Annotated in this window: 3 protein-coding genes; 2 read left to right on the top strand and 1 reads right to left on the bottom strand. The window is 37.9% G+C overall.

Annotated features, from left to right (window positions below):
- The first annotated feature begins 280 nt into the window (after positions 1–280).
- Positions 281–1,444 carry a reverse transcriptase domain-containing protein gene (locus WBY99_RS08555; protein WP_423975911.1) on the top strand — a complete coding sequence of 388 codons (1,164 nt, stop codon included), beginning with the start codon at positions 281–283 and terminating at the stop codon, positions 1,442–1,444.
- Between the two features lie 60 nt (positions 1,445–1,504).
- On the opposite strand, the gene WBY99_RS08550 is transcribed toward WBY99_RS08555, so the two are convergent.
- The gene (locus WBY99_RS08550; RefSeq protein WP_423975910.1) at positions 1,505–2,149 is read right to left on the bottom strand and encodes a hypothetical protein; all 645 of its coding nucleotides are present in this window, start codon (positions 2,147–2,149) and stop codon (positions 1,505–1,507) included.
- Between the two features lie 54 nt (positions 2,150–2,203).
- Here WBY99_RS08550 and WBY99_RS08545 point away from each other — a divergent pair.
- On the top strand, positions 2,204–2,546 hold a 343-nt coding region (locus WBY99_RS08545; protein WP_423975909.1), incomplete at its 3' end, for a hypothetical protein.

The following is a 2,546-nucleotide window of genomic DNA, read 5'->3' as shown; positions in this document are numbered from 1 at the left end:
CAGCTGGAGGATAAGCCAATCTTAAGCGGCAAAAGTTATAAAATGAAATGTTAATAAAAAGAATGGGTTTTTAGACAGTTTGACGCTTCCGGGCTTTGCGTGTGGGCGGGACTTTTACCACAAAACTTGATTTGAAAAACTAATGTTTGATTAATCGCAAAACTGTCTTTGGAACAAGTAACCCCGCCTTTTGTGTAGGTTCTGTTAGCGGTTCGGGCTTCTTTATCTGTCATGATATTTGATTATTGAAAGTCTTGTACTTCTTTAACATTACTTTTTTATTAGCTGCTTTTTCTGTTATCCAACCATTAGCTTCTTTAGTTGTTTCCCAACCGGAAAAACCCGTTTATTGGGAATCCCCACAGTAGTAGACCGCCGGCTTCAACAAGCCGTATCCCAAGTTTTGACACCAAAATTTGAGTATGATTTCCATGAGAATAGCTATGGCTTCAGACCCTACAAAAACGCCAGAGCAGCGGTAGGGAAAGCACTACGTCATATACATGAAGGCTATAGCCACATTGTAGTTATAGATCTGGAAACATTCTTTGATGAGGTAGACCATTGCTTGCTACTGAATCTGATTTATTGTAAGGTAAAATGCGCTGTTACCCTGAGATTAATTCGTAAATGGGCTGCAATCACTGATACAAATCAAAGGCAAGCTTATAAAACGAAGAAAAGGCATACGCAAGGAAGTCCCCTGGGCCCATTACTGTCCAATATCTTACTCAACGAGTTGGATAAAAGAATTGGAAGGAGAAAGCTAAAATTTATACGCTATGCAGATGATTTCAGTATCTATTGCAAAAGAGCCAGCGATGCAAAACTGGCAAGCAAAGCTATCACCAAATATTTGATAAATCGGTTAAAGCTGAAAGTAAATGCAGCAAAGAGTGGAATAGTAAAACCCATAAAGTTTACCCTATTGGGATTTACGTTTGCATCCACGTATGAAAAAGGAGTAAAGGGAAGGTATCAGCTCACGGTAGGAGAAAAGGCAAGGACAAAACTTAAGGGAAAGTTTAAGGAAGTAACCCGGAAAACGCAACCCAAAAGTCTGTCAGAGCGCATTGTTAAAATCAACGAGATTACCCGAGGCTGGCTCAACTATTTTAAGGGGAACAGTATAGTAGGTAACCTGCGAGATATAGACGGCTGGTTGCGTAACCGTCTGCCTTATTGCATTTGGATGGAGTGGAAGAAAGCAGAACGTAAAAGGAAAAATCTGTTACGTTTAGGAGTAGATACCGAGCATGCCTATGCATGGAGCAGGACTAGAAAAGGGGGCTGGCGCATAGCACAAAGTCCGATTCTTGGGACTACGATAACCATTAAACGACTTAAACAGAAGGGGTATCAACCCATGCTGGAAATTTACAAGAAACTCAACCCATCAATTTGCGAACCGCCGTATACGAGACCCGTACGTACGGTGGTGTGAGAGGCGCACTCTGTCAGATCTCTGGCAGAGCCGTCTACTCGATTGTGTGCAACCTTTCTCTCACTCGTCATAGCCAACGTATTGTTTCTTACTAATGTGTTTAATCATTTTCTTTGAAAGGTCGTTGTATACGTTTACAGGTTTTGCAATGTTTTTTGAGATGCTTGCTAATTTGTCAATGTTGAAATTTGCGATTAACAAGATTTGTAGCTTTACTCGTTTTCTATCAGTTTCATTTCTAATGATAAATTTCAGTCTAACCCAAAGTTCTTCATATTTTACAAACAAGTTGTACAAATACATAAAAGGTAAAAAAGTTATTGTCAGAATAACTGGCAATAAAAAACTTTTCAAATTGTCAACGGTAAAAATCTCACTGTGTTTTTCAATTGTCTTATAAAGTGAAAACAAAAAAATAAATAATGAAAAGTATAGCAGAAAATTCTTGAACAAATTTTCTACTTGTTTGTGTTTAGGGTCAAAAGAAGCAGCAGCTTGCAATGCTGCTAAGAAAATAATAATCGGAACTAAAATCATTTCTTTGGTCAGGCTGAATGTAAAAAAGTTTACAACAAACTCTACCACAATCGTCCATTTTATTGCGTCAAAAAATACATTCTTAAAATATTTTGTGTCGTTTACTTTATTTATGTTCATTAAGGAAATAAAGCCAAAACTTAAACTCCAAATTAATGTGTCTTTCAAAAGTGAAGCATTCCAAAGTTTCAATTTATAAAGTACAAATACATAAAATGCTGTGTGTACAAAAAAGCTAATAACGAAACTGAAATTTTCCATGCAAGCAAAGCTTTAAAAATTCCAACTAATGAATGTCTTATGCTTTTACTGAACAAGCAAGCAATAAGAGCAATTGCAATCCAAATGGCAATAGCTAATTCTCGTGTTGAAAAACTGTCCCAAAATTCATTCATTGAATGCTGTCATTGCTTTGTTGTTGTCAATTGTAGGGTGTCACGCAAGGTTGTACACAACGTTCGTCCGCCTTCTGTGACAAAGCCGTTGTTCTACGAACATACGCAAAGGGGCGGATTTTGCCAAGCCGACAGTTGTGAGATGTTCAGCCCACTGAACACCCATAGAG

The sequence above is a fragment of the Kaistella sp. genome (genome assembly GCF_049588135.1).
Lineage (GTDB): Bacteria > Bacteroidota > Bacteroidia > Flavobacteriales > Weeksellaceae > Kaistella.
Note: the sequence above shows the minus strand (reverse complement) of the source record. Positions and strands in the feature narration are given on the sequence as shown.